A 23,168-nucleotide genomic window follows, 5' to 3' on the forward strand; every position below is an offset into this window, starting at 1 on the left:
TATCAGGTTGGGATGGAACCCGATCCCTACGCTGGATTTCCTCGATTTCATCGGGGGTTCCGGGAAGAATCTCCCTTTCGGGAGGACTCCAATAATTGGAGTAGCACCGCTTGCGGTGCGTTAACGCGAAACAAGTTTCGCTACTCCAAAAACCTCTGGAGTCTTGTTAGCTTGTAATTCTTATTTAAGGTAAAATTATGGCCAGAGAAAAAATTCTAATTATCGATGATGAACAGGACTTGGTTAAGTTGGTGAAAGAGATTCTGGAAATCGAGGATTTCCAGGTGAGTTATGCTTATGATGGTGAGGAGGGATTGAGAAAAGCGACTAGTGAAATTCCGGATCTAATTCTTTTAGATATTAAAATGCCCGGCATCAATGGTTTCCAGGTATTAGAGAGCTTGAAAATAGATAAGGCTACTTCACACATTCCAGTGGTAATGCTCACTACCAGCACCCTCAGGCGAGATCGCGATAAAGCGTTCGACCTGGGTGCAGTGGACTACGTGATCAAGTCATTGGAGGGTTTTGAACTGGGGGAGCGAATCCATAAGATATTGAGTGATCGCTTTAAAGATAAGAATAACACGGGTAGATAAAAGAAAGGTATTGGAAGTTAGCATTATACGGTTTTTGACCGGGGAAAGGAATATAAGAAAGATAAAAGACATATGAAAAAGAAAATCTTAGTCGTCGATGATGATGCGGTAGTAGTTGAACTCCTGAAAGAAATCTTGACCACACAGAATTTCAGAGTTATCTCCGCTAGAAATGGTGACGAAGCAATAAGGAAAGTGCGAGAAGAAAAGCCAGACACCGTCGTTTTAGATGTGGTGCTTCCCGGCTTGAATGGTTTTGACGTGTGTCGGGTTTTGAAACAGGATAAGATGACCCATTCTATTCCTATCATAATGTTAAGTGGCAAGGCTATGGAAACCAGAGACAAAGTTACTGGATTTGAGGCAGGAGCTGATGATTATTTAACTAAACCCTTCGAGGCTAAAGAGCTGGTTGCCCGCATAAGAGCTTTATTAAGGCGCTATGAGCTTTCTGAGGACTTTGAGGAGGTCGTAGAAAAGGAGGGGATTTCTCTCGATGTTACCAGAGCTACAGTGCGGGTGAAAGGAAAACTTGTGAACCTGAGACCAAAAGAATTCGATTTACTCTACCTGTTGATGAAGAAGGCAGGTCGTGTTTTGAATCGCTCATATTTATTGGTAAGTATATGGGGCTATGAGTATTTTGGTGCTACCAGAACAGTGGATGTGCATATAAGGAGACTCAGGGAAAAATTGGGAGAAGGGGCTGCAAAAAAGATAAAAACTGTAGAAGGAAAAGGATATATGTTTGTGGAAGGGGAGTAAAAAGTTAACATAGATTTAACATTTTTGTAACACTGTTGTAATAAGTCTATGGTAAGATATATTTTGGAGCATTGGAATTTTCCCGATTGAAAATCGGGATGCACCAATTGAATTTGTGCCTGTAATAGGAAAGGAGTAGCAGAGATTGCTCTGCGTTAACTAATCGCGAAACAAGTTTCGCTACTCCAGAAGACTCTGGAGTAGCAGCCTTCAGTCTGCGTTTAGAATTTGTGGGCACGGTTTTAGCCGTGCAAAATAGAAAGGTTCTATAATGAAAGAGAAAATTCTTTTTGTTGATGATGATCCAGATATTGTTAGGCTGGTAAAGGAGACTCTCCTTGATGAAGGGTTCGAGTTTGTTTCTGCTGAGGACGGCGAAGGTGGCATAAAGGAGGCTCAAACGTCCCATCCTGACCTAATTATTCTGGACATGCAGCTTCCGGACATAGACGGGTTTGAGATTTGTCGGAGACTAAAAGCCGAGGAAGGGTGCAAACATATACCTATAATAATGTTAACAGGCAAGTTTAAAGAGACTTCTGATAAAGTTGAGGGATTAGTGGATGGTGCGGATGACTATGTGCTAAAACCCTTTGAGACTCAGGAACTATTGGCACGAATACGAGCAGTGCTCCGGGAGTACAAACATTTTGGTCCAAAGCACCTGGTGAAAGACCATCTGGACGAGTTAAGACGGAAGAAAAAGGATTAATCCTCGGGAGGCAGAATGCGTCTTAGAACAAAGTTCAGCTTCTTTGCTATTCTTATATTGGTGGTAGCTTTACTGGGAATGAGCGTGATTCTGTTCATTTTTGAGAAGAAACATCTTTTGCAGACAATGAGAGAAAGCCAGGTAAATACCATAAAGGGTTTGACAGAGGTCTGCAAGGAGGCGATAATTAGCGAAGACGATCTGCTTCTTATGAATTACATCAAGGTGGTTAAGAGGACTACAGGGGTAATTTATGCCATGTTCGTAGACGATGAAGGAAAAGTGGTAGTGCATACCGATACTAATCTTCACGGTTATGTGTATCGGGATTCTATAGGAATAAAAGCTCAGAACTCAGAGGACTTGTTGGTTCAATCTTATAAGGGAATAGAAGGTGGTGAGCTCATTGATGTCTCACTTCCTGTCTTATTGGGAGAGGATAGGTTGGGTACTGCCCGAGTTGGATTTTCTAAAGCAGTGTTGAATAGAGTTGTGGAAGATACATTATCCCTGACCCGTCGTCGTATCCTTGTGGTAACAGGTGTTGCCTTTTCTTTCGGGATTTTTGGTGCGTTTATTCTGGCTCAGCTAATGAGTCGTCCAATCAGGAAGCTTACTGAAGGTGCAAAGTCTATCGGACAGGGGAACCTGGAACAGAAGATTTTAGTCAAGAGTAGAGATGAACTTGGCGATTTAGCAGGTGAATTTAACAGGATGGCAAAAAAGCTTAAAGAGCTTGACCAGATGAAAGACGACTTCGTTTCCAGCGTCTCCCACGAGCTCCGCTCACCTCTAACCTCAATTAAAGGCTATGTCGATTTTATCTTGAGGGGAAAAGCTGGGCCACTTAATAAGAAGCTCATAGAATATTTGACAATTGTCAAGAACAACACTTCTCGACTGGGGATGTTCATAAATGACATCCTCGATTTAGCAAAAATTGAAGCCAAGCGTTTTGAGCTGGGAAAAGAAGCTTTAGAGCTTTCACCGCTCATAGAGGAAATGGTTACATTTTTCCGGCCCCAAGCAGAAGAGGGCAAGATCCAATTGGAGGCAGTCGTTCCTACCAGTATCTCTTTGGTTTCCGCCGACCAGGATAAACTTAGACAGGTTTTCACAAACCTTCTCAGTAATGCTTTCAAATTTACTCCTGAGGGAGGAAAAGTAACTATAGAAGCGAAAAATTCAGGATCGGGAAACTTCGTAGAGATTGCTGTTAAAGACACAGGAGTGGGCATTGCCAAGGAGGACTTGCAAAAAGTTTTCGACAAATTCCAACAGGTTAAGTCATCTGGAGGTAAAGTGAAAATAGTGAAAGGCACAGGGCTGGGCTTGGCCATCATTAGGGGAATCGTCGAGGCACATGGTGGTCGGATTTGGGTAGAGAGTGAACTCAATAAGGGAAGCAATTTTATTTTTACTTTACATAAGGCATAATATATAATATAATGCAGAGAGAAATATGAACAAGGAAAAGATTCTGGTAATAGAGGACGAAGAGGACATTGCTAATCTGGTCAAAACTACCCTTGAGGGCGAAGGTTTCGAGGTCACAGTTGGTTACAGTGGGGAAGAGGGACTGGAAAAGATTCATCGGGTCCCGCCGGATCTCGTAGTTTTAGATTTAGGGCTTCCTGGTATGAGTGGCTATCAGGTTTGCCAGAAGATTAGAGAAGATGTTTCTTTAGCTCATATACCTATAATCATGTTAACTGCCAAGGGCTCTACATCGGATAAAGTCATTGGATTGAGCTATGCTCCTGATGACTATATTACCAAGCCTTTCCAGGAAGAAGAACTTGTTGCCCGCGTGAAAACGCATTTGACTCGCACTGCCAGTGACCTCTCCGCTAATCCTTTAACCAAATTGCCTGGCAACATTTCCCTCGTCGAGGCGTTAAAGAAGTGTCTAAGCCGGGACCGTCTATTTGCTGTCTTGTATTTAGATTTGAGTAATTTTAAAGCTTTCAACGATAAATATAGTTATCTCAGGGGCGACAAAGTTCTTCGCGTTACAGCTCAAATCATTCTCAAGGCAGTTAAACAGAAAGGCAATCCAGATGACTTTATTGGTCACATTGGAGGGGATGATTTCATCGTAGTTACTAGCCCGGATAAAGTTGATGCCCTCTGTAGAGGTATCATTAAAGACTTTAACCAGGAGATTCCCAGTCTCTACGACGAAGAAGATAGAAAAAGAAAATATATTATAACCAAGGATCGGCTCAATAAAATTACGAAGTTTCCATTGATGATTATTGCTATCGGAGTAGTTACAAATAAATCGAGGAAATTCGCCAGTCCTGCTGAGATTAGCGACGTGGGTGCTGAACTGAAAAAATATGCTAAGCTCAAAAAAGGGAGCAGTTACGTTGTAGATAAAAGGGAAGATTAGAAAGGCAAATTTTTATATAAAAGAAGGCGGCGATGTTAAAGAAAACAATTTTGGTGATAGACGATGATGCGTCGATTTTGAAACTGGTCAGCAACGTCTTGATAGAAGAGGGGTTTAGTGTAATTACTGCCAATTGTGGAGAAGAAGGGATTAAGAAAGTTCATCGTTCAAAGCCAAATTTAGTTATTTTGGATTTGAGGCTGCCCGATATGGATGGTTTTCAAATTTGTCAAACTTTGAAGAAGGATAAGATTGTAAGTAATATCCCAATTATAATGCTCACCGTTAAATCTACAAAGTCCTCAACTGTTGCCGGATTGGAGATGGGCGCTGATGACTATATTGTTAAACCTTTTAATCAAGAAGAATTAGTTGCTCGAGTGAAGACAGTGCTGCGTCGAGCTGGTGGAGAAGAAGAAGTAGAAGAAATTTTAAAGTATGGAGATATGCGCTTAAATTTGGATAAACATGCTGTATCCATAAAAAATAAGCAGATTGATTTAACACCTATGGAATTTAATTTACTTCACATTTTGGTAAAAAAGAAGGGGCATGTGCTTAACAGAAATTTCTTGTTGGAGACAGTATGGGGCTACGAATACTTTGGCACTACTCGTACTGTTGATGTTCATATCGGACGACTGCGAGAGAAGTTGGCCTCCCTGGGTGAAAAGATTGAAACTGTAGAAGGGGTAGGCTACAGGTTAATCGATGAGGGGAAAGACTGACGTTAAAGATTTCGCATCCCGATTTTCAATTGGGGTAGGGCACAATTTTCACGATTGAAAATCGGGATGCATTTTTTTGGTTGACAGATTTCCCACATTTTTGTTATATAGAACAATCTACGAATCGAATGGGTGAAAATTGTGTTTAAAAAACCAATTCAGTTTTTGAGAGAAGTTATAGAAGAGCTACGAAAGGTTTCCTGGTCGAATAGGAAACAGGTAATCGGGTCGGCAATGGTGGTGATTCTTTTAGTTATTGCCGTGGCTATTTTTGTAGGTCTGGTAGACTTTGGGCTGTCCATAATTCTGGGAATATTAATAAAGTAGTCAACGCCTAAGAGGGAAAAGTTGATAGAGAAAAAATGGTATATTGTTCATGCTTATACGGGGCATGAGGATAAAGTCAGAGGATACCTGGAGAAGCTGATAAGTTCTGGGGGAATGAAAGACAAAATATCAAACATATTAATTCCCACTGAAGAAATTGTGGAAATACGAAAGAATAAGAAAAAGATTAGCAAGCGGAAATTTTTCCCGGGTTACGTTATAGTTGAAATGGTAATCGATAATGAAACCTATTGGGCTGTACGCAATATTCCTGGAGTAACTGGTTTCCTCGGTGGGGTGAAACCTGTGCCTCTTAGACCAGAAGAATTGGACAATATCGTGGCAATCACTCAACGAGAAGCACAGGCAAAACCAAAGCCGGCAGTGATGTTTGAAAAAGACGAGAGTGTCAGAGTTATAGAGGGGCCATTTGAAAATTTTGTTGGCGTAGTGGAAGACGTCAATGAGGAAAAAGGCAAACTGAAAGTAATGGTAACAATCTTTGGACGAGCTACTCCCGTGGAGCTCGATTTTTTACAGGTAGAAAAGATATAGGAAGGAAGATTTTATGGCAAAAAAAGTAAAAGGCATAATAAAATTACAGATACCCGCAGGGGGAGCTAATCCTGCTCCTCCAGTCGGACCCGCCTTGGGACAACATGGAGTAAATATTATGGAGTTCTGTAAGGCATTCAATGAGAGAACGGCTAGTCAGGAACCGGGAATGCTTATTCCAGTTGTAATCACTGTATATCAAGACAGAAGCTTTACCTTTGTGACCAAGGTCCCTCCAGTAGCTGCATTGTTGAAGAAAGCTGCGGGCATAGCCAAAGCCTCGGGAGAGCCCAATAAGACGAAAGTAGCTAAGGTGAGTAAGAAGCAAGTACGTGAAATTGCAGAGAAGAAAATGGCTGATCTAAATGCAAACGATATGGAAGGTGCAGTTAAGATGGTAGAGGGAACTGCAAGGAGCATGGGGATAGAAATAGAATAGAAATTTTGTAGGTCCCAATTCATCCAGCCCCTGAGATTCGATTTTTGCAGAGGCTGGATTCATCGTCCCGATTTTCAATGGGGAACATCTGTAGGTAAATCGTACAAGGAAAATTATGAGAAGAGGTAAGCGGTACCACGAATTATCTAAATTAATTGAGAAAGATAAAGGTTACAGTGTAGAAGAGGCAGTAGTGTTGGTTAAGAAGGCTGCCAATGCCAAGTTTGACGAGACTATCGAATTGTGCCTGCGACTGGGAATTGATCCTAAGCGGCAAGACCAAATAGTAAGAGGAACTGTCTTATTGCCACATGGTACAGGAAAGAGTAAAGTGGTGGCTGTTGTAGTTAAGGGAGAGAAGGCAAAAGAGGCAGAAAAAGCAGGAGCAGATTTTGTGGGAGGAGAAGATTTAATTGAAAAGATAGCCAAGGAGACTATTAAATTTGATGCGTTAATAGCTACTCCCGATTGTATGCGTGACTTGAGTAAGTTGGGAAAGATACTCGGACCGAAGGGATTGATGCCCAGTCCCAAAACAGGGACTGTCACATTCGAGATTGCTGATGTGATAAAAAAGATTAAAGCTGGTCAAATTGAATTTCGAATCGATGGTTACGGAATTATCCATTTAAGTGTGGGTAAAGCTTCTTTTGATGAGAAGAAACTGGTGGATAATATAAATACTGTGATAGGAGAAATACAGCGAGTTAGACCACCTACTGTTAAAGGTCAATATCTAAGAAGCATAAGCGTTTCCTCAACAATGGGTCCAGGAATAAAGGTGAGTTTGCCTAAAATATAAGGTATCGGGAAAAGATTTATATTTTGAAGAGATTTTTCAGCGAAGGCTCCGATGAATCGGAGACTTCGCTTTTTTATTGTGTCGGACCCCGCCCTTTCGTGAAAGAGCTGGGCGAATGCCTATCTGGTCGCCTAAGGTTGGAGGAGCAAAAGTGGATACAAAAAATAAGTAAAAGAGACTTTATAATAGAATTTCGGCGTTTATCGTACTTAATGATATTAGATGGAAATAGGTAAGTCGGGTTGTTACTAAAAGAAACTTAAACTTTTTACTTGACAAATCTTGTAGATATATTATACTTAAAGCAAGACATAGATATTAAATGATAAAACATATCTCTAAAAGTTTCTAAAAAGGTGAATCTGATGAAAGACATAATGAGCACTAAAGAGCTGTCCCAATATATAGGATTGAGCAAGTCTAAAATTTATCAATTAATCCGCCAGAAAAAAATTCCGGCTTCTAAGATTGGCAGACAATATAAGTTTCCTAAAGAGATGGTCGATGCTTGGTTAAAAGAGAAAATTATTACTTTACCTAAAGAGTCCCCGACGAAGCTTCCGCCGGAAAAGAGCAAAAAGGACGAGAGGACTTGAACAGACTGGTAAGATTGAGTAGACCCATAGTTATAGGATTAAATACCGCTGGACGAGCGGGAATCAACGCTTGTGGAGTTGGAACGGTAGTTCCGATGATGAAGCAAGAAAAAGAATGTCCCGATGTGACATCGGGACAGAAGCCACAAGGCTTGCCCTGTGGAGCGTCACTAAGCTTTTAAAACAGAGGAGGTGAGAAAGAGATGGGAGAAAAGGTAGCAAGGGTCGGTGTAAAGAGACAGGAAGGTTATCTCTATTTCATCGACAAGCAAGGAGATGTTTCTCGGGCGAAGATGGCCCGCGGTGGCAAGAAAGGCGGGGGTCCTGTAAAGGTTACTAGAGTTGGTGTTAAAAAGGCCCGTGGTTATCTCTATTACCTTGATAAGCAAGGAGATGTTTCTCGGGCGACGATGGCCCGCGGCGGTAAGAAGAAGAAAAAGAAGAAAAAAGCCGCCAAAAAGAAAACTACCAGAAAAAAAAGGAGGAAAACAATGGTAAAGAAAAAGAAAGCAAAAAAGAAGAAGAAAGCAACAAAAAAGAAGAAAAAGGGATAATTAATAGACTCAAAATTTTGCACTGCAAGGTGACCCCTTGTTGGAGGACAATTGCTGGCGTTCTGTATTCCAGAGAAGCGGGTGGTATAACGCTTGAGTGTGTTGAGGAAAATAAATAATTCTGTTTGAAGAATCCGAAATTTTCCAGCAATTTGCTTTTATCCACAAGGGGTCTTTTTTTATTTCTCGAAGAGAAAATGGGGTCAGTTCTATTTTTGGCCCTATCACAACTCTATTTAACTATTTTAACGAATCAAAAATAGAGCTGACCCCATTTTCCCTGACCCCATTTTCCTTACATTTTTTCTTGACACTATGGAAAATGTGCATTATAATAATTTCTAGTCGTAGTTTTTGGGTCTTTTTGGATTTGTTGGGTTTATTTTTTGCTTGTTTTCGTGCTACTAAATTTGCTAAAATTATATTCTAAGGAGAGAAAAATTGAGGAAACCGATTATCGCTGGTAACTGGAAAATGAATAAGTTGACCTCAGAAGCAGTGGAGTTAGCCCGTGAAGTAAAAAACAAAACAGGGACTATTGCAGATAGGGAAATAGTTCTCTGTCCCCCTTTCACTGTTCTTTCCTCAGTAAAGGAAGTAATTAAAGGTTCCTCGATAAAATTGGGTGCCCAGAATATGTACTGGGAAGTTCGCGGAGCATATACTGGAGAAGTATCGCCAACGATGCTCAAAGATATTGGCTGTAATTATGTAATTTTAGGTCACTCAGAGCGACGCCAATATTTTGGCGAAACAAATGAGACAGTAAATAAGAAAGCGAAGATAGCTTTTTCTATCGGTCTTATTCCTATTGTTTGTGTAGGGGAAACGCTCCGACAGAGAGAAAAAGGAGAAACTTTAACAGTAATAGAAGAACAGGTTAAAACAGGACTATCTGGGTTGACAAAAGAAGAAAGTAAAGGATTGGTAGTGGCTTATGAACCTGTCTGGGCTATCGGTACGGGAAAGACAGCTACGCCTGAGGAGGCTGAAGAGGTGCAGCGATTTATTCGGAAATTGTTAGGGCAAATGTTTGGAAAGGAGAATGCTCAGGCAATCAGAATTTTATACGGAGGAAGTATTAATCCTGATAATATTTCGGTTCTAATGTCTTGTGAAGATATAGACGGAGGGTTAATAGGCGGAGCAAGTCTAAATGTAGAATCTTTTTTGAAGGTTGTGCGCTATTAGTGTGCCTTTTGGTATTCCTCCAATTCCAAATAGGAGTAGCAGACTTCAGTCTGCGTTTGAAAAAAGATGAAAATTGCTATTGGCTCTGACCATCAAGGATTCAAGTTAAAAGTGGAGTTGAAAGAGAAACTTCAAAAATTAAATCATGAAGTGGGCGATTTTGGCTGTTTCTCAGAAGAAGCCTGTGATTACCCGGATTATGCAGTGCAGGTTGCTGAAGCTGTTGCTCGTGGAGAGTATAACAAGGGGATTCTTATATGTAAGAGCGGGATAGGAATGAGCATTACCGCTAACAAAGTTCCTGGAATTTTAGCAGCTTTAGTTCGTGATGAAGAAATGGCAAAGTTGGCATCTGAACATAACAATGCCAACATTATCTGCCTGAGCTCTAATCTTGATCAAAAGAGAATGATGAATATAGTTGCTAGTTGGCTTAACACTCCTTTTGGGTGGGAGAGGCATCTCCGCAGGATAAATAAGATTAAGGAGATCGAAAATAAGTATTTAAAGCAGAAATGAAACCCGATGGTCTTAAAGTCCCGCCCATTTATTATTGGAGTAGCAGACTTTAGTCTGCGTGTAAATCGCAACCTAAAGGTTGTGGCTACAGTCTGCGTTTATTGTTTAGGTGGTTAACATGATTGAACGTTGGAGCATGAGTTTTTCTCCGACTCAAAGGGGAGAAAAGAGATACAAGATAAGAGTCTATGGAGAACAGAGGGATCTTAGGGACTTAATAGACAAGATTGGAAATATCTGCAGTCGCCCTTTTGTTCCTCGGGATAAAGAATACAACTGGGCCTTTTATGTTTATAATGTTGACTCCCAGGTAAAAGAAAAAATTATCAAAATACTGGATGAATCTATGAAAGCCCCCAAACCCTCTGTTTCCAAGGTAAAAGATTCAGGAGAAATTCAGAAGAAAGAGGTGAGCGTAGAGCCGAAAAAGGCAAAGGCTGAAAAACCCGTTAAACCCATCGGGGAGCTCAAGTTGAATCCAGCATATACTTTTGAGAATTTCGTCGTTGGTCCCTCTAACAGATTCACCCACGCAGCTACTCAGGCTGTGGCAAAAAGTCCAGGAGAAATATATAATCCTTTATTTATCTACGGTGGGGTGGGATTGGGGAAAACTCATTTACTTCATGCGATTGGACATTATGTCAAAAGTAAAAAATCAGACGCAAAGATACTCTATGTTACTACTGAAACGTTCATGAATGAAGTTATCGAAGCCATTGGCAAAGGAACGATAGAAGAGTTTAGAGAACGTTATCGGCAAGTAGACCTCTTGTTAATTGATGACATTCAATTTTTGGTTGAGGCAGAGTCAACCCAGGAAGAATTCTTCCATACCTTCAATGTGCTTCACGATGCCCACAAACAGATTGTAATTAGTTCAGATAAGCCTCCCAAACAGCTGACCACTTTAGAGGAGAGATTGAAGTCGAGATTCGAATGGGGTTTGATTGCTGATATCAAGTCCCCCAATTTAGAAACAAGAGTTGCTATTCTTAAGAAGAAAGAAGAGCTTGAACAATTAGACCTTAGTGATAACATACTTGTATATGTTGCCGGCAAATTGAAATCTAACGTTCGCGAACTCGAAGGTTTCCTGAAGCGAATTAATGCCTATGGTCAATTAACCAAACAGGAGATAACCATAGATTTAGTTCGGGAATTGATGAATGATCTTCTGCCTGAAAAAGAAAGAGAAGAGTTCTTAGAGGTAAAGCCACCAGAGACAAAAGAGCCTAAATTAGAAGAAGAAAAGAAAGTGGCTCCCCCTCCGTTAGAAGTCGAGGAGGAGAGAAAGTGCTTGACTTGTGGGCAGAATCTTGCCTATGTTGAACAATACGATCGCTGGTATTGCCATAATTGCAAAAAATATGCTCCTAAAGAAATTCCTGAAATGGCAACACCTGAAGTTCCTCCACCAGAGGAAAAGGTGATTGAAGAGGAAGTCGAGGAAATTAAGAGGGAAAGAGTTCCACCACCGACTGAGGAAAAAGAAGTGAAAGCGGCAAAGGAGCCAGAACCTGCTCCGGAAGTCTCACCTCCACCTGTGGAGCGAGCGCCAGTTGATAAATCATTACGGAAAGTAGAAGTAGGCTACTTTTATCCACAAGACCGCAATAAAGAGATTGAAGAACTTAAAACACAATTTGATGAAGTATTAAAAAAACATAAGTTGAAATTCCGGTTGGAGGCAGTTTTTGAGAAAGATTATAAAGCGGAAAAGAAAATAAATTATGGAATGTTTGCTGAACTTTGTAAAACAGGTAATGTGAGAATTGCTGTAGTCTTAGGACCTCCGCCGGGCAGTAGTTTATCAGCAACTGAGTTTTCCAGAATGCTGGGAGCAATTTTGGATGACGCAAATATTTCTCTTCATTTTGTTCCTTATAGTGATGTTAAAAAAAGGTATAAATATCTCAATATGCTTCTCGATATTGCCGTGATAGGGCACAAGGAACTTTTCCCAAAATAGTATTAAAAGATAGTTTGTTTATCGCACTTTCCAGAAACTATCTTTTGGATGTCATGAGTGGCCCTGATGAAACAGGAATGTTAACGCAGAGCAAGCTCTGCTACTCCAAAGTCTTTTGGAGTAGCGAAACTTGTTTCGCGATAATAGAGAGGAAGAAGAAAATGGCCAAGATATTAATAGTAGAGGATGACCCTACTACTGTGCAATTGATTGAGTTTCTTTTAAAGAAGAATAATTTCGAAGTTCTTATTGCTTATAATGGAGTAGAAGCTTTGCAGATAGCCAAAAAAGAGAAATCGGATTTGATATTGATGGATGTTATGATGCCTAAGATGGACGGAATCGAAGCTATTGAGAAATTGAAAAAAGATGAAAATACTCGGGATATCCCAATTATAATCCTTTCAGCTTTAGGACAAGAGATGGATGTAATGAGGGGGCTACAAGCGGGAGCTTCAAGCTACATCGTTAAACCTTTTAGCCCTCAGGAGTTACTTACCGAAATAAATACAAAATTGACAAAAAAGTAGCGCGGGATTTGGTTTTTGGTAATTAAAATCATGTTCCCGATTGAAAATCGGGACGAGCGACAAATGGCATAGCTGTGTTAGGAGTAGCGAGACTTGTTTCGCGATTGGTGGGCGCAGAGATGGAGTAGCGAGACTTGTCTCGCGATTAGTTATCGCAGAGCAAGCTCTGCTACTCCTAACGCACCGCAAGCGGTGATGCTACTCCAACTTCCGCTTTAGCGGAAGGATATGTCGTTCTCGTTTTTTGGCTAAAAATTCCGATACTCTTCACAAACTGTCTTTTAAATGTCGGGAGTGGTGAAGCAAGGCTTCGCCTCATAAAAGTCCGTGGAAGCTTTGCCTAAGGGCGAGGGATGACTGGGAAAAGAGTTGTTGGAAAGTAGGAGGAAAAGATGTCGAAATTAAACATTTTAATTGTAGAAGATGATCCTCAGACGGTAAAACTAATTAAGTTTATTTTAGAGAAAGAAGACTATTCGACAATTTCAGCAAAAGATGGGGAAGAGGGATTACAAATGGCGAGAGAGAAGAAGCCTGATCTGATTGTTCTAGATTTGATGCTTCCGGGAATGGATGGATATCGGGTGTGTGAAATTTTAAAAGCTAATCCAGTTACTAAAGAGATACCGGTTATAGTGCTTACCGCTCTTGATACTGGTGTGGACTTTGAAAAAGCCTTAGAGAAGAAAGCTGACTGGTACATAACTAAGCCCTTCGAACCCCAACACCTACTAAAGCGAGTTAATTATTTAATCGAAAAAAGAAAAAAAGATGAAAATAAATGAACAGACCAAGAAACTGGATAAGATAGCCAGACAGGTAAGAAAAAATATCATTGAAATGCTTGTCCAGGCGGGGTCGGGCCATCCCGGTGGGGCTCTTTCAGCGTGTGACATTATGGTAGCTCTCTATTTTTCTGTGATGAGGCATAACCCTCAAAATCCTCAATGGAGAGAGAGGGACAGGTTCATTCTTTCTAAGGGACATAGCTGTCCTGCGATGTACGCTTGTTTAGCGCGAGCTGGATACTTTCCTTTGCAAGAGCTTAGTACCCTGAGAAAACTTGGTAGCCGGCTCCAGGGTCACCCTTCTAAGACCGACGGTTTACCCGGAATAGAAGTTTCCACTGGTTCACTTGGACAGGGTCTCTCTATCGCCAATGGTATTGCCCTGGGGCTCAGGCTGGATAAAATAGATGCTCGCGTCTACTGCTTGATGGGCGACGGCGAGATAGAAGAAGGACAAATCTGGGAAGCAGCAATGACGACTTCCCATTACCACATAGACAATCTTTGTGGAATTGTCGATAATAATGGATTGCAGATAGATGGAACAATTGATGAGATAATGAGTCCAAATCCCATCTCTGAAAAATGGAAGGCTTTTGGTTGGAATACTATCGAAATTGATGGGAACAAAATGGAAGAGATCCTGGAGGCATTTGCTGAAGCGAAAACAATTAAAAGGAAACCAACAGTTATTATAGCAAAGACCATAAAAGGGAAGGGTGTCTCCTTTATGGAGAATGCTGTTGAATGGCATGGGAAAGCGCCTTCGAAGGAACAGGCGAAAGTTGCCTTGAAGGATTTAGAAGGTTCCTGACCCCATTTTCTACCGATTGAAAAATCGGGGTTTCAGTGTTTATCAATGAGATTAGAAAGAGAGAATACAATCAATGGTTGAGATGAAAGCAACGAGAGATGGATATGGGGAAGGATTGGTAGCTCTGGGAGAGAAGAATCCTCAGGTGGTGGTCTTGTCAGCCGACCTCACCGATTCCACGAGAGCTTCAATGTTCAAGAAGAGATTTCCAGAAAGGTTCTTTACAATGGGAGTTGCTGAAGCTGATATGATTGGTACTGCGGGCGGATTATCCTTAGTGGATAAAATTCCCTTCTGCTGCACTCTGGGAGTTTTTGCCTCTGGTCGCGTCTGGGATCAAGTGAGAGTCACAATCTGTTACAGTAATCTAAATGTAAAGATAGGCGGAAGTCACGGAGGAATTTCGGTTGGCCCTGATGGTGCTACCCATCAGTCTATTGAGGAGATTACTCTTATGCGAGTTTTGCCTAATATGAAGGTCGTTGTTCCCTGCGATGCTATTGAGACAAGAAAGGCTACCATTCAGGCGGGAGAAGTATCGGGACCGGTGTATATAAGATTTGGTAGACCACCCATCCCCATAATTACAACAGAAGATACTCCATTTCTTCTTGGTAAGGCAATAACAATGCGTAAGGGTAAGGATGTAGCAATCTTTGCCTGTGGAATTATGGTGTATGAGGCCTTGGAAGCAGCAAGGGAGCTGGATAAAAAGGGAATTTCGGCAGGGATAATTAATTTACATACAGTGAAGCCTATTGATGAGGAGATAATATTTAAGGCAGCAAAAGAGACAGGAGCTATTGTTACTGCCGAAGAACATCAACTTTCCGGAGGGTTTGGCAGTGCAGTGACTGAGGTGGCGGTGAAGCAGTATCCCGTGCCAGTGGAAATGGTAGGAATTAAAGATCACTTCGGTAAGTCAGGAAGTCCTCAGGAGTTAATGCAAGATTTTGGGTTGACACGATTTGATATTATAAAAGCAGTAGAAAAGGTATTGAAAAGAAAAGGGTAGTGCTCTGGTATTTGGTTCGCTCGCTAATAATTTTTTGCTCTGCGAGCATCGCCAAAAATCTCAGGAGTTTACCGAAATTCCCGTTGGTCAGTTTCGGCTAAACTCTATTCTTCGATTTTTGGCTAAAAATTCTAATGCTCGCTACACCAAATACTCTCGCTTAGGGTAAGAGAAAATAGCTGTCCTGATGAATTGGGACAAAAGAGAGCATCTTCGCGCCATAGACAAGGGGTATAGTTGGATCCATTTACGATAGCCATATTGCTCGTTGCTGTTGCATTGTTTTTCGACTACTGTAATGGTGCTCACGATTCCTCGAATATTGTCGCTACCATGGTTTCTTCTCGGGCAATATCACCCATCTGGGCATTAATCATTACTGCCGTATTTGAGTTTACCGGAGCCTATTTTCTGGGAACAGCTGTGGCCCAGACAATAGGGAAAGGAATTGTCAACCCCGAAGTTATTAAAGTAATCCCTAATGGTATCATAATAATATTTGCTGCTTTAATAGCTGCAATTATCTGGAACCTCTTCACCTGGTATTTTGGAATTCCTACCAGTTCTTCTCATGCCTTGATTGGAGGTCTCCTGGGCGCATTTGTCGTGGGCAGGGGATTTTCGATTGTCAACTGGAATAGGGTTGCGGGTATCTTTTTGGTTCTGGTAGCATCTCCCATAGTCGGTTTAATTCTAGGTTTTCTATTTACTAAGATTGCCTACTCCTTTTCTCAGTGGTCTTCTCCCAGAGCCAATAGTCTATTCAAAAGATTGCAGGTTGGCGCTTCGGTTCTTCTGGCTCTTTCCCATGGAACAAATGATGCTCAGAAGACAATGGGAGTAATTACATTTTCTCTGGTCGTCTTGGGACTTTACCATCCGCCATCAGGAACTTTTCCTATTCCTCGCTGGGTAGTTGTTGCCTGTGCTGGCACTATTGCCTTAGGAATCTTAAGTGGAGGCTGGCGGATTATTAAGACTTTAGGCGTCAAGATTTACAGAATTCGTCCTATTCATGGATTCACTGCTCAGAGCTGTTCAGCGATTATTATCTATGGGGCAGCGCTTTTCGGCTTTCCCGTGTCCACAACCCAAATAGCTACTTCCACAATTATGGGCGCTGGTTCAGCGGAGAGGCCAAAGGCTGTCAGATGGGAAGTGGTCAGGGAAATTTTTATTACTTGGTTTGTTACCATTCCAGTTACCGCCATACTCTCCATATTCTTCTACCTTCTTATTAATAAATTGTTGTAAGGGAGAAAAATTTATGAGACTGTTTCCTAAAAAGAGAGATTTTTTTAAGATGCTTGCCCAACAGGCAGTAAAGAGCGAAGAAGGAATGGTTGCTCTTAGAGATTTCATTGAGGAGGTAACCGAGGAGAAAGGCAACAGTGTCAAAGAGATTGAGAAAGAGGCTGATGAAGCAAGACGCATTCTGATTGAGGAATTGACTAAATCATTTGTCACACCAATAGATAGAGAAGATATCTTTGCCCTTTCTCGGGCAATCGATGATATGGTAGATTATGCCAAAAGTACAGTTAACGAAATGCTACTTTTTAAAGTAGAGACAAATGAGCATCTTAGAAAGATGGCTCAGGCTCTCTGCGAATCTGCTCAACATTTATGTCTGGCAGTACAGGAATTGAAAAGAAAACATAAATCCTGCCTTCAACATCTCATAAGAGCAAAGAAAGTGGAGAACTATGTAGAACACCTCTATCATGAGGCACTGGCAGAATTGTTTCAGAGTAAAGATTTCATATATATTTTAAAATTGCGGGAAATTTACAGGCACCTCTCAAATGCTGCAGACAGGGGAGACGAAGCAGCCGATATCATCGGTGATATCGTGGTAAAGATTACTTAAAAAATGATTGAAGAGAGTTTAAAAACATTACAGGAGATAGTAAAAGCTAACTGTTCCCGAGCCCCGGGTAAGCCCAGAATCGGCTTGATTTTAGGTTCGGGTCTGGGAGGAATTGCTGATGATGTTAGAGAAGCCTGCTCCATTCCCTATAGTCAGATTCCCCATTTTGTCCATCCCACCATAGAAGGTCATGCGGGAGAGATGGTTCTTGGCAAATTGGAAGGCAAAGAGGTCTGTGTAATGAAGGGAAGAGTCCACTTCTATGAAGGCTACACCATGAGAGAAATTACTTATCCCGTAAGGCTAATGGCTGGTCTGGGAATAGAAAATCTAATCATTACCGGCGCAGCAGGAGGAATAAATGAAAATTTTGAGCCAGGAGACCTGGTACTGATTACCGACCATATAAATTTTATGGGAGATAATCCTCTAATAGGAGATAGAACTAAAAGACAGTCAATCACTTTCACTAATATGAAAAATGTCTATGACAGAGATTTAATTAGGATTGTTCTAAGTTGTGCTAAAGCCCTGAAGATTAAACTTCAACAAGGAGTTTACATTGGTGTGACAGGACCTTCTTACGAGACCCCGGCAGAAATAGAGATGACTCGCAGAATGGGAGGAGACTTAGTGGGTATGTCCGTTGTGCCCGAGTCAATTGTAGGTAAACAGCTGGGATTGAAGATTCTGGGCATCTCCTGTGTGACCAATATGGCAACGGGAACCTCGAAAGAACCAATGAACCACCAGTCTGTCTTGAGAGTAGCAGAAAGAGCAAAGGCGAAGCTCTCCAGATTATTAAAAGAAATAGTGAAAAGAATATAACCGGAGATAGCAAGGGAGGAGAAATAGATGCCTGACCGAGAAATCTACAACGAGCGTTTTAGAACTGACAGAGGAAAGACCTTCTTTTTCGACGTGAAAGAAAACGTGAGTGGAAGATTTGTGAAGATTACTGAGTCCATCTCCCTGGGAGGAGAGAGGTACAAGAGAAATTTCATTACTGTATCTGAAGAATCCCTTGGGGAATTTATTACTTTAGCCCAGAAAGTAGTGGAAATAATTAAGTCTCACAGAGAAAACAAATAGTTCGAACAATCTTCATAGTAGCAACAGCGAGGAGGTAAGATAATGGAGAAAGTTAAAATTGGGGTAATAGGAGGTAGTGGTATTTATGACATCGAGGGAATTACCGAAACACGTAAACAGAAAATAAGCACTCCCTTCGGCGACCCTTCTGATACAATTGTCATTGGTAATCTGGAAGGGATTCCTGTTGCCTTTCTACCCCGGCACGGCAGAGGACATTTCATAATGCCTTCAGAGCTCAATTCCAGAGCGAACATCTATGCTCTCAAAAGTTTAGGAGTAGAACAGATAATCTCTATTTCAGCATGCGGTAGTCTCAAAGAGGAACTGAAACCCAGAGACATAGTAATTCCCGACCAGTTATTTGACCGCACTCGTCAAAGACCGTATACTTTCTTTGGTGAGGGCATCGTTGCCCACATCGGTTTTGCCAATCCCTACTGTCCTGAATTGAGTCAGACTCTCTATCAAGCAGCAAAAGACCTGAGGCTTTCAGTCCACCTGAGTGGCACATATGTTTGTATTGAGGGACCCCAATTTTCCACCAAAGCAGAATCTAAAGTCTTCCGCTCTTTAGGATTTTCTATTATTGGAATGACCAATCTCCCGGAAGCAAAACTTGCTCGGGAAGCAGAAATCTGTTATGCTACTTTAGGGTTAGTTACCGACTATGATGTGTGGAAAGAAGGCGAAGAAGTCAGCGTGGAAAGAGTCGTCGGGAATCTTCTCGCCAATATTGAGAATGTAAAGAAGTTAATCAAGGCCGTCATTCCCAGATTAGAACGGGAGAGGAAGTGTGAATGTGCTTCAGCTCTCGCTTATGCCATTCAGACACACAAATGGGCAATAAATAGAAGAACAGCCAAGAAACTCAATCTGTTAATAGGCAAATATCTAAAAAAGTAGCTGCAGAGCGGAGCTCTGCCTCAATGTAGGGGCGACACTCCGTGGTCGCCCAATTCTGCCCTAGAATTGACGGAACCATCATGAATCTGAAATTAAAGAAAGGAGACATCTACTTATTTAAGGGCCCCTGCCTTTTGAGAGTTAATGGAGGCAAGTTCGAAGCAGTAGGAAAAACTCTGGAAAATCCTGAAGAAGTTACAATCCCCAAGGGAAAGTCTATTCCGGTAGAGGCTTTAATAGATGGGGAACTGGTGTTAGACTTCGAGGAAGGCGGAGAAAGAGAGCACCTATCTGAACGCACAATTCCAGATTCCTGGGATGGGTTAACCGAGCAGTTAAGTAAAAAAGGAGCGAGGATAATTCTAATTTTAGGAGAGACAGATACCGGAAAGACTTTCTTTTCCAGTTATTTAGCCAATAGACTCCTTACCCATGGATTGAAAGTAGGTATTCTCGATTGTGATACAGGTCAGAGTGATATTGGTCCACCGGGAACAATCGGACTGGCAGTTTTACACAGGCAGATAGTCTTCCCCAGTGAAGTGGAACCAACTACCCTCTATTTTACCGGCTCCAACTCTCCTGCTTTCCATTTTCTTCCCTCACTGGTTGGGCTCAAAAGATTAGCTGACCGCGGACTAACTCTTGCCGATATACTTATCATCGATACGCCCGGTTGGGTCCAGGGAGAGAAAGCCCGCGCTCTCCATCGCTCAGAAATAGAGATGCTCGGTCCGGATGTAATCATTTTGCTCGAGAGAAGCGATGAGCTGGAACATCTAGTCAAAAATTATCCTCAAGAGAAAATCTTTCGTTTACCTGTTAGTAAAGGTCCTTCACCAAGAAGCCATGAGGAGAGGAAGGCCCTGCGGGAAATGATGTATAAGAAGTATTTTAAACAAGCCAGTTATCTAGAGCTGGACCTCGACGAAATCCAAACAGACCGTGCATATTTCAAAACAGGTAAGGAAATAAAATTAAAAGATATTCATTATCTCTGGGCAGAGAGACTTTCCAGTCGGGAAGGGATTCTCGTGGTAACAGAGGAGCCATTGTCTGAGGAAGAATCCATTATGGTAAGAAGAGAAACAGGTGTTTACAATCTGAAAAATATCATTACTGGCAATGAAAAGAACATCTTGATAGGACTTTTGGATTACATAAGTGAAGTTCTGGGGATAGGAATTATTGATAGAATAGATTATAAAGGAAGAAAAATAAAAATATTCACTCCCGTAAAAGAAAAAGAAAAGATTAGAACAATCCAGTTCGGTTCCCTGAGATTGACACCAGAGGGAACCGAAGCAGGATTTGTTGAACCGGGATATTTTTAAGATGATAAAAGCAATTATTTTTGACATAGATAATACCTTGGTAGACTTTATGAAAGTAAAGCGTGTAGCAGTAGAAGCCGCAGTAGAGGCAATGATTGATGCTGGATTGAAGATGCCCAAAGAGGAAATGGTAGATAAAATTCACAAAGCATACGGAGAAGAGGGGATTGAAGACCAGCACATATTCGATAAAGTTTTACAGCAGGAGTTTGGCCACATCGATTATAGAATCCTCGCCTCAGGCATCATTGGCTATCGCAAAGCAAAAGAAGGGACAATGAACCTCTATCCCCACGTCCACCTCACCCTGACTACTTTAGCAAAGATGGGAATAAAGATGATAATCGTTACCGATGCTCCCAGGCTTCCCGTATGGATGAGGATTTGTGCCTTAGAGTTGCAGCACTACTTCGAGCGTGTGCTCTCCTACGAGGACACTGGAGAGAAGAAACCATCTCCCAAACCCTTCCGGATGGCCCTCGATATCCTCAAGGTCAAACCTGAAGAAACATTAATGGTGGGAGACTGGGCAGAGCGCGATGTAGTGGGAGCAAAGAAAATGGGAATAAAAACAGCCTTTGCTCGCTATGGCGATAGGTTTGGCACCAAGGATTCGGGAGCAGATTACGACCTCAACGATATTCTGGAACTTGTGGACATCGTCCAAAAAGAAAACAAGAAATAATTTCACCAATAATAAGGAGAATTACAAATTATGAAAGCCAAAAGATGCATATTAATCACTATTTTAATATTTTCTCTCTCTTTACAAGTTGTTTTAGCCCTCCCAGCAAAAGATGTAAAACCGATTCCCAACAGGTTATACTATCCAGCAGTCCACGAACTCTTGAAGCAAGCAGAAAAATCTATTCAGGTAGTGATGTTTGAAATGTTCTACTACCCAAAATATCCGGAAAGCCTGGAAAACCAGTTAGTTCAAGATTTAATAGATGCTCACAAAAGAGGAGTAAATATAGAAGTAATCTTAGAACAGGGCGCCTTTGGAAGAATCACCAGAAGGAACAAAAGAGAGGGAGGATTTATGCTCTCCCAAGCTGGTGTTAAGGTATACTTCGAGTCCCGCTCCAAGACCACCCACAATAAACTCATCATAGTAGACGAAAGATACACCATAATCGGCAGCACCAACTGGAACTATTATGCATTAGAGAAAAATAACGAAGCTTCCGTCCTCATAGATTCTATCCCCCTTGCCAAATTTTATCTTGAAGAGTTCAACAGAATCAAATCCGAATGTCCCCCACTCAACAAAAAATAGTTCAAATCGTTGACAAGTAAAAAGTTATACAGGTTATTTAGAATCGGGCCAAGAAAACTACGGGGCTTGCCCCGTGGATGAATTGGCGAAAATCTTTTAAAAAATACTCGACATTTAAAAGCTACAGCAAAAAGGGAAATGAAAATATTAAAGGGTTTCAAATATAAACTTTGCCCGACGGAAGAACAAAAGCAATTACTGTTACAACACGGTGGGAATGCTCGCTTCCTATGGAATTATCTTTTAGCGGATAATATTAAACATCATAAACAAACTGGGAAATTCAAGTTTGCTCACGAAATGACTGTGAATGTCCCAAAAATTAAAAAAGAATATGATTTCTTAAAATTGTCTTTTTCTCAATCTTTACAGATGGTTGCAAGGCAGTTGGACAAAGCCTTAGAAGATTGTTTTAAAAATGGAAAAGGTTTCCCCCAATTTAAAAAGAAACAGAAAGAAAATGACAGTTTTACAGTGCCACAAAAATGGAGATTAGGGAAGGGTTTTGTTTTTATACCGAAAACAGGAGAAGTTAAATGGATAAAACATAGGGCACTTCAAGGAAAACCTAAATCGATTACGATTTCTCAAGATGGAGATCAATGGTATTGTTCTGTTCTTTGTGAAATTGAAATTCCAGATATAGAAAAAAGTACTGATAATATTGTTGGGGTTGATGTTGGTTTAAAGAATTTTGCTACTCTTTCTGATGGCACTATTATTGAAAATCCAAGAAATTTAATGAAATTGGAAGAAAAATTAAAGAAAGAACAAAGGGAATTGAGTAAAAAACAAAAAGATAGCAAAAACAGATATAAGCAACGTAAAAAAGTTCAGAAAATACATCGTAAGATTAGAAATGCAAGATTAGTTTTTCTTCATAAGACAACCTCGAATATGATAGCCAAGTATTCTGGGTTTGTTTCGGAAGACTTAAATATAAAGGGAACGATGAAAAATCATCATCTTGCTAAATCTATTGCGGATGTATCGTGGTATAAGTTCAAACGACAACTTGAATACAAGTCATTGTGGAATGGGGAATACTTCCTTCAAATAGGAAGGTTCGAGCCTACAAGTAAAACTTGTAGTAATTGCGGATATGTTCAAGAAATGCCTTTGAGCAAAAGAAATTTTAATTGCCCAAGTTGTGGTCTTTCAACCCACAGAGATTTAAATGCTTCCATAAATATTTTAAATATAGGATTAGCTACCCTTGGACGGAGGGAAAGTAACGCCTGTGGAGTTGGGACGATAGTTCCGACAACGAAGCAGGAAAAAGAATGTCCCGATATGACATCGGGACAGAAGCCCCGATGCTTGCGTCGGGGAGCGTCACCCTCTCGTGACCCCGTGATTCATAAAATCTAAAGGAAGAGAATTTTG

General features: G+C 41.1%; 28 protein-coding genes and 1 pseudogene. All 29 read left to right on the forward strand.

The window, feature by feature from the left end; genetic code table 11:
- Positions 1-197: 197 nt before the first annotated feature.
- Complete coding sequence (locus VMW39_04385) at positions 198-599, forward strand: response regulator (GenBank protein ID HUW23250.1); 402 nt, start codon at positions 198-200, stop codon at positions 597-599.
- Between the two features lie 72 nt (positions 600-671).
- A complete protein-coding gene (locus VMW39_04390) occupies positions 672-1,364 on the forward strand; it encodes a response regulator transcription factor (GenBank protein ID HUW23251.1) in 693 nt (230 codons plus the stop codon).
- 271 nt (positions 1,365-1,635) lie between these two features.
- On the forward strand, positions 1,636-2,076 hold the full coding sequence (locus VMW39_04395) for a response regulator (GenBank protein HUW23252.1): 441 nt from the start codon (positions 1,636-1,638) through the stop codon (positions 2,074-2,076).
- Positions 2,077-2,091: 15 nt separating this feature from the next.
- Entirely contained in the window at positions 2,092-3,513 is a 1,422-nt protein-coding gene (locus VMW39_04400) for an ATP-binding protein (GenBank protein ID HUW23253.1), read from the forward strand.
- A gap of 25 nt (positions 3,514-3,538) precedes the next feature.
- Positions 3,539-4,471: a response regulator gene (locus VMW39_04405; GenBank protein ID HUW23254.1), complete on the forward strand. Its 933-nt coding sequence runs from the start codon at positions 3,539-3,541 to the stop codon at positions 4,469-4,471.
- Between the two features lie 32 nt (positions 4,472-4,503).
- Positions 4,504-5,199 (forward strand): response regulator transcription factor, encoded by a 696-nt coding sequence (locus tag VMW39_04410; protein HUW23255.1) that lies wholly within the window; start codon positions 4,504-4,506, stop codon positions 5,197-5,199.
- Between the two features lie 141 nt (positions 5,200-5,340).
- Positions 5,341-5,526, forward strand: a complete 186-nt coding sequence (secE, locus tag VMW39_04415) for a preprotein translocase subunit SecE (protein ID HUW23256.1) — start codon at positions 5,341-5,343, stop codon at positions 5,524-5,526.
- A gap of 21 nt (positions 5,527-5,547) precedes the next feature.
- Complete coding sequence (gene nusG, locus VMW39_04420) at positions 5,548-6,081, forward strand: transcription termination/antitermination protein NusG (GenBank protein ID HUW23257.1); 534 nt, start codon at positions 5,548-5,550, stop codon at positions 6,079-6,081.
- Between the two features lie 13 nt (positions 6,082-6,094).
- Entirely contained in the window at positions 6,095-6,520 is a 426-nt protein-coding gene (rplK, locus tag VMW39_04425) for a 50S ribosomal protein L11 (GenBank protein HUW23258.1), read from the forward strand.
- A gap of 112 nt (positions 6,521-6,632) precedes the next feature.
- Positions 6,633-7,322, forward strand: a complete 690-nt coding sequence (gene rplA / locus VMW39_04430) for a 50S ribosomal protein L1 (GenBank protein ID HUW23259.1) — start codon at positions 6,633-6,635, stop codon at positions 7,320-7,322.
- Between the two features lie 365 nt (positions 7,323-7,687).
- A complete protein-coding gene (locus VMW39_04435) occupies positions 7,688-7,918 on the forward strand; it encodes a helix-turn-helix domain-containing protein (protein ID HUW23260.1) in 231 nt (76 codons plus the stop codon).
- Positions 7,915-8,100 (forward strand): hypothetical protein, encoded by a 186-nt coding sequence (locus VMW39_04440; protein ID HUW23261.1) that lies wholly within the window; start codon positions 7,915-7,917, stop codon positions 8,098-8,100. The genes VMW39_04435 and VMW39_04440 overlap by 4 nt, the downstream gene beginning before the upstream one ends.
- Positions 8,101-8,121: 21 nt before the next feature.
- Positions 8,122-8,472 carry a hypothetical protein gene (locus tag VMW39_04445; GenBank protein ID HUW23262.1) on the forward strand — a complete coding sequence of 117 codons (351 nt, stop codon included), beginning with the start codon at positions 8,122-8,124 and terminating at the stop codon, positions 8,470-8,472.
- A 441-nt stretch (positions 8,473-8,913) separates the two neighbouring features.
- Positions 8,914-9,663: a triose-phosphate isomerase gene (gene tpiA / locus VMW39_04450; protein ID HUW23263.1), complete on the forward strand. Its 750-nt coding sequence runs from the start codon at positions 8,914-8,916 to the stop codon at positions 9,661-9,663.
- Positions 9,664-9,729: 66 nt separating this feature from the next.
- The gene (gene rpiB, locus VMW39_04455) at positions 9,730-10,182 is read left to right on the forward strand and encodes a ribose 5-phosphate isomerase B (protein HUW23264.1); all 453 of its coding nucleotides are present in this window, start codon (positions 9,730-9,732) and stop codon (positions 10,180-10,182) included.
- Between the two features lie 136 nt (positions 10,183-10,318).
- Positions 10,319-11,380, forward strand: a pseudogene (gene dnaA / locus VMW39_04460) (chromosomal replication initiator protein DnaA).
- Positions 11,381-12,315: 935 nt separating this feature from the next.
- Entirely contained in the window at positions 12,316-12,684 is a 369-nt protein-coding gene (locus VMW39_04465) for a response regulator (GenBank protein HUW23265.1), read from the forward strand.
- A gap of 392 nt (positions 12,685-13,076) precedes the next feature.
- Positions 13,077-13,469, forward strand: a complete 393-nt coding sequence (locus tag VMW39_04470) for a response regulator (protein ID HUW23266.1) — start codon at positions 13,077-13,079, stop codon at positions 13,467-13,469.
- Positions 13,456-14,286, forward strand: a complete 831-nt coding sequence (locus VMW39_04475) for a transketolase (GenBank protein HUW23267.1) — start codon at positions 13,456-13,458, stop codon at positions 14,284-14,286. The genes VMW39_04470 and VMW39_04475 overlap by 14 nt, the downstream gene beginning before the upstream one ends.
- Before the next feature lie 73 nt (positions 14,287-14,359).
- Positions 14,360-15,301, forward strand: coding sequence for a transketolase family protein (locus tag VMW39_04480; GenBank protein HUW23268.1), 942 nt, complete (start codon positions 14,360-14,362; stop codon positions 15,299-15,301).
- A 237-nt stretch (positions 15,302-15,538) separates the two neighbouring features.
- Positions 15,539-16,555 carry an inorganic phosphate transporter gene (locus tag VMW39_04485; GenBank protein ID HUW23269.1) on the forward strand — a complete coding sequence of 339 codons (1,017 nt, stop codon included), beginning with the start codon at positions 15,539-15,541 and terminating at the stop codon, positions 16,553-16,555.
- Positions 16,556-16,568: 13 nt separating this feature from the next.
- A complete protein-coding gene (locus VMW39_04490; GenBank protein HUW23270.1) occupies positions 16,569-17,171 on the forward strand; it encodes a DUF47 family protein in 603 nt (200 codons plus the stop codon).
- 3 nt (positions 17,172-17,174) lie between these two features.
- Positions 17,175-17,999, forward strand: a complete 825-nt coding sequence (locus VMW39_04495; GenBank protein ID HUW23271.1) for a purine-nucleoside phosphorylase — start codon at positions 17,175-17,177, stop codon at positions 17,997-17,999.
- 27 nt (positions 18,000-18,026) lie between these two features.
- Positions 18,027-18,263 (forward strand): hypothetical protein, encoded by a 237-nt coding sequence (locus tag VMW39_04500; protein ID HUW23272.1) that lies wholly within the window; start codon positions 18,027-18,029, stop codon positions 18,261-18,263.
- Between the two features lie 42 nt (positions 18,264-18,305).
- A complete protein-coding gene (gene mtnP / locus VMW39_04505; GenBank protein ID HUW23273.1) occupies positions 18,306-19,169 on the forward strand; it encodes an S-methyl-5'-thioadenosine phosphorylase in 864 nt (287 codons plus the stop codon).
- A gap of 80 nt (positions 19,170-19,249) precedes the next feature.
- Positions 19,250-20,503, forward strand: a complete 1,254-nt coding sequence (locus VMW39_04510) for a Clp1/GlmU family protein (GenBank protein ID HUW23274.1) — start codon at positions 19,250-19,252, stop codon at positions 20,501-20,503.
- On the forward strand, positions 20,484-21,188 hold the full coding sequence (locus VMW39_04515; GenBank protein ID HUW23275.1) for an HAD-IA family hydrolase: 705 nt from the start codon (positions 20,484-20,486) through the stop codon (positions 21,186-21,188). Before VMW39_04510 ends, VMW39_04515 begins: the two co-directional genes overlap by 20 nt.
- Before the next feature lie 30 nt (positions 21,189-21,218).
- Positions 21,219-21,782, forward strand: a complete 564-nt coding sequence (locus VMW39_04520; protein HUW23276.1) for a phospholipase D-like domain-containing protein — start codon at positions 21,219-21,221, stop codon at positions 21,780-21,782.
- 138 nt (positions 21,783-21,920) lie between these two features.
- The gene (locus VMW39_04525) at positions 21,921-23,153 is read left to right on the forward strand and encodes an RNA-guided endonuclease TnpB family protein (protein ID HUW23277.1); all 1,233 of its coding nucleotides are present in this window, start codon (positions 21,921-21,923) and stop codon (positions 23,151-23,153) included.
- The last annotated feature ends 15 nt before the right edge of the window (positions 23,154-23,168 follow it).

This window comes from bacterium, from assembly GCA_035530055.1.
Lineage (GTDB): Bacteria > UBA6262 > WVXT01 > WVXT01 > WVXT01 > WVXT01.